We start from the raw sequence: 8308 nt of genomic DNA on the forward strand, positions 1-8308 counted from the left end.
GGCGGCCGGGGCCGGTGCGCCGTGGTCGGGCCGGAGCGCGGCGGCCGGGCAGGCGGCCTCGGCGCCCGGTCCGTCCTCGGGCTTGCCGGACAGGCACTCGCCGCCGGGGTGGTCGGTGTCCTCGCCGTGCTCCTGCTGGTGCGCGGGCTGCGCGGCGTGCGCCGCCTGCGGGCCGTCCTGGGCGGACCAGACGATCCGGATCGGATCGGTGTGCCCGGCGCCGTTCTCCGCGCCGAACCCGTGCGCCGCGAACACGGCCACCAGCAGCGCGCCCAGCCAGAACAGCCGCGCCGCCACCCCTCGGGGGCGGGCGCGTCGTGTACGCAACGGCGACCGGGCGGTGACCATGTCGTGATCCTAGCCCGACTTCCCGCTCCGCCATAGCGTGCCTCAGGTGATGTGATGACCAGTCAATCGGCTTGTCTCTGAGGTGATCGGAGAAAAGTGTTATCGGCGTGGACGGGACGGGTCTCCTGGGCACGGGAGCGAACGCGTCCCGCCGTGGGATGAGGTCCACGGCGGGATCACGGAGTTCGAGATGGGGCACTCCGGGCGGAGCGGGCTGTCTCCGCCCGCGTCGCTCCCGACGCGCCGCCCGGACCGTCCCGTCCGGCCGGCGCACCCGGCGGTCCGTACGCACCCCCCTGGCTGCGGACCGCCGGGGTCACCGCATCGCGGCCCGCTCCCGGGTCAGCGCGCGGAAGCCCGCTCCCGGGGCAGCCGCCACACCAGCTCCTCGCCGGTCTCGGCCGGGGCGGCCGGCTCGGCGGGCCGGCGCAGGTGCTCGGTGAAGCCGAGCCGGGCCGGGACGGCGCCGCTGGCCCGGTTGGCGGGGTCGTGCACGATCTCGACCTGCTCCACCCCGGGCAGCCGGAACGCCTGCTCGACCACGGCCCGGGCCGCCCGGGTGGCCAGCCCGCGCCCGGTCGCGGCGGGGTGCAGCCAGTAGCCGACCTCCCGGGTGTCCTCCGGGGTGGACTCCCGCCGGAACAGCGCGCAGACGCCGACGATCGCGCCGTCCAGCACGATGGCGTAGGTGAACTCCCGCCCGAGCGCCCAGAGTTCCGCCCGTCCGGTGAGGAACTCGGCGGTCTTGGCGCGGCTGTGCTCCGCCACCCAGGGCATCCAGGGGCGCAGGTGCTCCAGCGACTCCTCGATGACCGTGAAGAACTCGGGCAGGTCCGCCTCGCCGTCGAAGCGGCGCAGGGTGACCTCGTCCAGGGCGATGACGTGCGGTGGAAGGTTCATGACGGGAGGGTGGTCCGTACACCCCGCATCCGGCAACGGGTTTTCCCCGGTGGCGGGCAGGTTCACCCCCGGTCGCCCCGCGCCGGGGCGTGGCCGGGCGGGGTGCGGCGCTGCAGCAGGACGGCGGCCTCGCGGTCGGAGACGTCGTGGAACTCGCCGTACCAGGGGCCGGCGGCGTGGGCGTAGCGGGGCAGGTGGAGGCAGACCACCGCGTCCACGTCCCGGCGCAGCTCGGCCGCGATCCGGGCGTCGCCCACCGGAGCCGCGAGGACCAGCCGCTCGGGGTGCTCGGCGGCGAGGGCGTGCAGGGCGGCCCGGGCGGTGAGGGCGTCGGTCAGGCCGTCGGTGACCAGGACGGCGGTGCGCCCGCGCAGCGGGAGCCGGGCGCGGCCCTGCCGGTAGAGCGCCTCCCGGCGGTGGACCTCGACCCGCTCCCGCTTGACGCTCGCGCCCAGCTCCGCCGCGGTGACGCCGAGGCTCTTCAGGGTGTACCGGTCGAACAGCGGCGGGTCGCCGTCGGCGATCGCGCCGACCGGGCGGTCGTGGCCGGGCACGGCCAGCGGCCGGACCACGGTCGCGTCCAGCGGGGCGTCCAGGGCCTCGGCGACCTCGGCGGCCACCGGCAGCCCGCCGGGTGCGAGGCCCAGGACCACCACCCCCTCGCCGACCCGCCCGCTCAGCAGCGGGAGGAGCCTGCGGGCCAGCTGGTGTCCGGCGGTGCTGCGGTCGAGGAATCTCACGGTCCTGTCCTTGTCCTCCGTGCGTCCGACCCGCCCCGGTCGGGCCCGGGGGTTCGGACCGGCGGGCAGCCTGCGGCCCCGCCACCGGGGCGGCTTCCCCGTCCGGCCGGGCTCTAACGCTGCGCAGGCGTCCCGGCCCGACGGGTGTGCCCCGGCGGGTTCCGGGCAGGCGCGTGGCATGGACGGCCGACGGTCGGTGCTCCCGCCCGTACCCGGGGTGTTCGCGGGCACGGCCGTCCGCGCGGCCCGGCACGGTGCGCGCGATGATGGTCGGGACGGCGCCCCGCCGTCCCCACCGGACCGGGAGCGAGCCATGCCAGGGCCATCCGAGTACCCCTGCGAGCCCACCGGGGAGGAGTCCGACGCGCTGCGCATCGAGGTGGGCGACCGTGGGCCGGTGCGGGTCGTCACCGTCGCCGGGGAACTGGACCACGACACCGCCGACGGGCTGCGCGCCGCGCTCGCCCGCCCGCCGTCGGCGGACGGCCTCGGGCGGATCGTGGTCGACCTGGCCGGCCTGCGGTTCTGCGACTCGACCGGGCTGAACGTCCTGCTGCGCGCCCGACTGGACGCGCAGGCGGCCGGGCTGCGGCTGGAGCTGGCCGGCCCCGGGCCGCTGGTGGCGCGGCTGTTCGCGGTCACCGGGGCCGACCGCGTGCTGCGGATCCACCCCGACCTCCGTACGGCGCTGGCGGCCTCCGAGGAGGGCCCCGCCGGCGGGGACCCGGTACCGTCGGGACCGACATGAGGAGGCAGGCCGTGGACCGCCCCGCGAGCGGTGGGCCGCCACGCCCGGAGCAGACCAGGCGACTGGCGCTGGAAGGCCGGGCCGGCGCGGTGCAGCGCAGCCGCGAGTTCAGCCGGCGGGCGCTGGTGTCCTGGCACTGGCTGCCGGCCGCCGACGAGGACCGGCGGGCCGCGGCCGAGGACGTCCTGCTGATGGTCTCCGAGCTGGTCACCAACGCCTGTCTGCACGCCCCCGGCGGCCCGCGCGAGCTGCGGCTGCACTGCGACGGCGCCCGGCTGCGGGTGGAGGTCTCGGACGCCAGCCCCGTCCCGCCGCGGCTGCGCCCGTTCGCCGGGGCGGGCCGGCCGGGCGGGCACGGGCTGCGGGTGGTGGACCGGCTCGCCGCCGCCTGGGGTTCGCGGCCGGACGACGGCGGGAAGCTGGTCTGGCTGGAGGTGCCGCTCCCGCCGTCGCCGACGGCGGCCCGGGCGGGCGGGGGCTGATCGGCGCCGTTCCCCGGCTGTCCCGGCCTCGGTCCCCGACCGTCCCGGCCTACTGCGCCCCGGAGGGGTTTCCGACGCGCCGCAGCGGACAGCCGCGTGGGTGCGAGCACCGGCCGCGTCCGGCCGGCGCGCGCCCAGCACCGTACGAGAGGAGCCGGCCGCCATGACGCAGCGCCCGTCGAAGTCCGGGAACCCGGCCGTGGACAGCGCCGAGGGGCTCACCGTCGAGGTCCGGCCGTGGGCCCTGGGGACCGTCCTGGTGCTGCTCGGCGAGCTGGACCTCGACTCGACCGCCGACCTGCGGGCCGCGTTCGACCGGGCGCTGGTGGAGCCCGCCAGCGTGGTCGTGGTGGACTGCGCCGGGCTGGAGTTCTGCGACTCCACGGGGCTCAACGCCCTGCTGCGGGCCAAGGCCCGGGCGGCGGTGGACGGCAGCCGGATCGAGCTGGCCCGGCCCCGGCCGCTGATCCTGCGGATGCTCGAACTCACCGGCGCCACCGACGCCTTCCCGATCCGCGAGACCGTCCCGGGCTGAGGCCCGGGGGCGCTGAGGCCCGGTGGCGCCGAGGCCCGGCGGCGCCGAGGCCCGGGAACGCTGCGGCCCGGGGGCGCTGAGGCCCTGGTCCGGAGCCCTGGGGCCCGGCCCTGGGGCCCGTCCACGGAACTCCTCCCGCATGTCACCCCCGGCCCGCGGTGGCACAGTGGGAGCAGGGCGGCGGCCCGCCGCCCTCGGGGCCGAGGTGCCCGGACGGCGCACCCCGGCCGTGCGAGCGATCCGGACGGTGGACGGATGGACGAGCACCCGGTGGCCGGAGGCCCCGCCGCCGACCCCGCCGAGCAGGCGCTGCGGCAGCTGCTCGCCGGGCTGACGGCCGTGCGCGACGGGGACTTCCGCACCCGGCTCGCCCCGGACCGGCCGGGGGTCCTGGGGGAGATCGCCGCGGTCTTCAACGGCATGGCCGACCAGCTGGCCCGGGTGACCTCCGAGGTGACCAGGGTGGCCCGGGAGGTCGGCAGCGACGGGCGGCTCGGCGGCCAGGCCCAGGTACCGGACGCGACCGGGACCTGGCTGGAGCTGACCGACGCGGTGAACGCGATGGCGGGCAACCTGACCTGGCAGGTGCGCAACATCGCCCAGGTCACCACGGCGGTGGCGCGCGGCGACCTCACCCAGAAGATCGAGGTGGACGCCCGCGGCGAGATCCTGGAGCTCAAGAGCACCGTCAACACCATGGTGGACACCCTCTCCTCGTTCGCGGACGAGGTGACCAGGGTGGCCCGGGAGGTCGGCACCGAGGGCCGGCTGGGCGGCCAGGCCCAGGTGCCGGGCGTCGCCGGGACGTGGCGCGACCTGACCGACTCGGTGAACGCGATGGCGGGCAACCTGACCTGGCAGGTGCGCAACATCGCCCAGGTGGCGACCGCCGTGGCCGAGGGGGACCTGACCCAGAAGATCTCGGTCGCCGCCCGCGGGGAGATCCTGGAGCTCAAGACGACCATCAACACCATGGTCGACCAGCTGTCCTCGTTCGCGGACGAGGTGACCAGGGTGGCCCGGGAGGTCGGCACCGAGGGCCGGCTCGGCGGTCAGGCGGACGTCCGGGACGTGTCCGGCACCTGGAAGGCGCTGACCGAGTCCGTCAACGTGATGGCCGACAACCTCACCGCCCAGGTCCGGTCGATCGCCGAGGTGACCACCGCCGTCGCCGAGGGCGACCTGACCCAGAAGATCCGGGTCGACGCGCGCGGCGAGATCCTGGAGCTGAAGGAGACTATCAACACGATGGTCGACCAGCTGTCCTCCTTCGCGGACGAGGTGACCAGGGTGGCCCGGGAAGTCGGCACGGCCGGGAACCTGGGCGGCCAGGCCACCGTCCGGGGCGTCTCCGGGACGTGGAAGGACCTCACCGACAACGTCAACGTGATGGCCTCCAACCTGACCGGCCAGGTCCGCTCGATGTCCGTGGTGGCGACCGCGGTGGCCCGCGGCGACCTCTCCCGGCGGATCACCGTCGAGGCCAAGGGCGAGGTCGCCGCCCTCGCCGACGCGATCAACACCATGGTGGACACCCTGTCCGTCTTCGCCGACGAGGTGACCAGGGTCGCCCGCGAGGTCGGCACCGAGGGCATGCTGGGCGGCCAGGCCCGGGTGCCCAACGTCGCCGGGACGTGGAAGGCCCTCACCGACAACGTCAACTTCATGGCGCACAACCTGACCAGCCAGGTGCGCAACATCGCCCAGGTCACCACCGCCGTCGCCGAGGGCGACCTGACCCGCAAGATCGACGTGGACGCGCGCGGCGAGATCCTGGAGCTCAAGACCACCGTCAACACCATGGTCGACCAGCTGTCCTCGTTCGCCGCGGAGGTGACCAGGGTGGCCCGCGAGGTCGGCAGCGAGGGCCGGCTCGGCGGGCAGGCCCGGGTGGAGGGCGTCTCCGGCACCTGGAAGCGGCTCACCGAGAACGTCAACGAGCTGGCCGGCAACCTGACCCGGCAGGTCCGGGCGATCGCCGAGGTCACCAGCGCCGTCGCGGCCGGCGACCTGACCCGCTCGATCAGCGTGGACGCCTCCGGCGAGGTCGCCGACCTCAAGGACAACATCAACGCGATGGTCGGGTCGCTGCGCGAGACCACCCTGGCCAACCAGGAGCAGGACTGGCTCAAGACCAACCTGGCCCGCTTCTCCGCCGCCATCCAGGCCCGGCGCGACATCCGGGCCGTCGCCGAGATGATCACCGACGAGCTGACCCCGCTGGTCGGCGCCCAGTACGGCGCGTTCTTCCTCGCCGAGGAGGGCCCGGACGGCACCGAACTGGCCCTGATCAGCGCCTACGGCCGCCCGGCCGGCGAGCAGCGGCGGCTGCGGCCGGGGGAGACCCTGGTCGGCCAGGCCGCCCGGACCCGGCGGACCGTCGCCGTCGACGAACTGCCGCCCGGCTACGCCACCGTCTCCTCCGGCACGGGCAGCGCCGAGGTCCGCTCGGTGGTCATCCTGCCGATCGCCCTGGAGGAGTGGCTGATCGGCGTGATGGAGTTCGCCTCCGTCCACCCGTTCACCCAGGTCCACCGCGACTTCCTGGCCCAGTTCGCCGAGCTCTGCGGGGTCAACCTCGGCAACCTGCTGGCCAACGCCCGCACCGACGAGCTGCTCGGCGAGTCCCAGCGGCTCACCGCCGAACTCCAGGCCCGGTCCGAGGAGTTGCAGAACGGCCAGGAGGAACTGCGGCGCTCCAACGCCGAGTTGGAGGAGAAGGCCGCGCTGCTCGCCCAGCGCAACCGGGACATCGAGGCGAAGAACCTGGAGATCGAGCAGGCCCGCCAGGAACTGGAGGAGCGGGCAAAGGAGTTGACCCTCGCGTCGATGTACAAGTCGGAGTTCCTGGCCAACATGAGCCACGAGCTGCGCACCCCGCTGAACAGCCTGCTGATCCTCGCCCAGCTGCTCGCCGAGAACAGCGGCGGCAACCTCACCCCCAAGCAGGTCGAGTACGCGGGCGTGATCCACTCGGCCGGCACCGACCTGCTCCAGCTCATCAACGACATCCTCGACCTCTCCAAGGTGGAGGCCGGGAAGATGGACCTGGCCGTCGAGCCCTTCGCGGTGCGCGAGCTGCTGGAGTACGTGGAGACCGGCTTCCGGCCGCTGGCCGACCAGAAGGGGCTCGCCTTCGAGGTGTCCGTCGACCGGGCCGTGCCGGAGCGGATCGTCACCGACCAGGCCCGGCTGCGCCAGGTGCTGCGCAACCTGCTCTCCAACGCCGTCAAGTTCACCGACACCGGCCGGGTCGAGCTGCGGATCGAACGCGTCGAGGAGGCGGAGCTGCCGCCCGGGCTCGGCCGGACCCGCGCCGCGGTGGCCTTCCACGTGGACGACACCGGGATCGGCATCGACCCGGCCCACCTGGACACCATCTTCGGCGCCTTCCAGCAGGCCGACGGCTCCACCGCGCGCCGCTTCGGCGGCACCGGCCTCGGGCTGTCGATCAGCCGGGAGCTGGCCCGGCTGCTCGGCGGCACCATCACCGTCCGCTCCGCGGCGGGGCAGGGCAGCCGGTTCACGCTCTACCTGCCGCTGGGCGAGCAGGCGGCGGCGGAGGGCGGGGACGAGCCGCGGGTCCTGGTGGTGGAGCCCGACCCGCCGGGGCTGCTCACCCAGCTGGCCCGGGCGGCGGTCGGCGCCGCGAACGGTCTGTCGGGGGGCGGTTCGTCAGGGGAAGCACCGCCGGAGGGCGGGCGGGCGCCGACGGTGCGGGTCGACGGAGTGGGCGACGAAGCCGGGCTGCGGGCCGCGCTCCTGGGCGGGCCGTACCGGTGCGTGCTGCTGGACCTGGCCGGCTCCCGGGAACTCGCCTCGCTGCTCGGGGAGTTGGCGGCGGCCGGCACGCCGGTGCTCGGGTACGGGCCCGGTGCGCCGCCCGAAGGCGTGGAGCACGTCGGCGGACTGGACGCGCTGCGGGGGCGGGTGGTCCGGGCACTCGGGGGCGAGGTTCCCCCGGCCGAGGAGGAGGGGGAGCCGGACGCCGCCGAGACCGACCCCGTCCCGGCTGCGGTGGGGCCGCTCGCCGGGCGGACCGTGCTGATCGTCGACGACGACATCCGCAACGTCTTCGCGCTCACCGCCGCCCTGGAACGGCACGGGCTGAGCGTCCTGCACGCCGCCGACGGCCGCGCCGGGCTCGACCTGCTGCGCGCCCACCCGGAGACCGACCTGGTGCTGATGGACGTCATGATGCCGGGGCTGGACGGGTACGCGGCCATCGCGGCGATCCGCGCCGACGCGCGCTTCGAGCGGCTGCCGGTGGTCGCCGTCACCGCCAAGGCGATGCCGGGCGACCGGGACCGCAGCCTGGCCGCCGGGGCGGACGACCACGTCACCAAGCCGGTGGACACCGGCCGGCTGCTGGAGCGGATGCGGGACTGGCTGGACGCGTCATGACCGCTCTCCGGTGTGCGGGCGCCGCCGTCGTTCGGCTCGGGGGCGCCGCCCTTCGGTTCGGGGGCACCCCGTGAACGCCGGGCCGGAGCCGAAGGCCGGGCCGCAGCCGGACGCCGCGCCGGAGCCGAGCGCCGGGCAGCAGCCGGACGCC

Annotated in this window: 7 protein-coding genes; 4 read left to right on the forward strand and 3 right to left on the reverse strand. The window is 75.6% G+C overall.

The window, feature by feature from the left end:
- From ABZW03_RS32395 to ABZW03_RS32405, 3 genes are all read right to left on the reverse strand, one after another.
- Nucleotides 1-348: hypothetical protein (locus ABZW03_RS32395; protein ID WP_355266292.1), on the reverse strand; the 348-nt coding region annotated here is incomplete at its 3' end.
- Between the two features lie 342 nt (nucleotides 349-690).
- A complete protein-coding gene (locus tag ABZW03_RS32400) occupies nucleotides 691-1248 on the reverse strand; it encodes a GNAT family N-acetyltransferase (protein ID WP_355266295.1) in 558 nt (185 codons plus the stop codon).
- A 62-nt stretch (nucleotides 1249-1310) separates the two neighbouring features.
- Nucleotides 1311-1988, reverse strand: coding sequence for a phosphoribosyltransferase (locus tag ABZW03_RS32405; RefSeq protein WP_355266298.1), 678 nt, complete (start codon nucleotides 1986-1988; stop codon nucleotides 1311-1313).
- A gap of 313 nt (nucleotides 1989-2301) precedes the next feature.
- On the opposite strand from ABZW03_RS32405, the gene ABZW03_RS32410 reads away from it, so the two are divergent.
- From ABZW03_RS32410 to ABZW03_RS32425, 4 genes are all read left to right on the forward strand, one after another.
- A complete protein-coding gene (locus tag ABZW03_RS32410; RefSeq protein WP_355266301.1) occupies nucleotides 2302-2736 on the forward strand; it encodes an STAS domain-containing protein in 435 nt (144 codons plus the stop codon).
- Between the two features lie 11 nt (nucleotides 2737-2747).
- A complete protein-coding gene (locus ABZW03_RS32415) occupies nucleotides 2748-3218 on the forward strand; it encodes an ATP-binding protein (RefSeq protein WP_355266304.1) in 471 nt (156 codons plus the stop codon).
- 163 nt (nucleotides 3219-3381) lie between these two features.
- Nucleotides 3382-3753 (forward strand): STAS domain-containing protein, encoded by a 372-nt coding sequence (locus tag ABZW03_RS32420; protein ID WP_355266307.1) that lies wholly within the window; start codon nucleotides 3382-3384, stop codon nucleotides 3751-3753.
- A gap of 255 nt (nucleotides 3754-4008) precedes the next feature.
- Nucleotides 4009-8157 (forward strand): HAMP domain-containing protein, encoded by a 4149-nt coding sequence (locus ABZW03_RS32425; RefSeq protein WP_355266310.1) that lies wholly within the window; start codon nucleotides 4009-4011, stop codon nucleotides 8155-8157.
- Nucleotides 8158-8308 lie beyond the last annotated feature (151 nt).

Source organism: Kitasatospora sp. NPDC004799 (genome assembly GCF_040609095.1).
Classification (GTDB): domain Bacteria; phylum Actinomycetota; class Actinomycetes; order Streptomycetales; family Streptomycetaceae; genus Kitasatospora.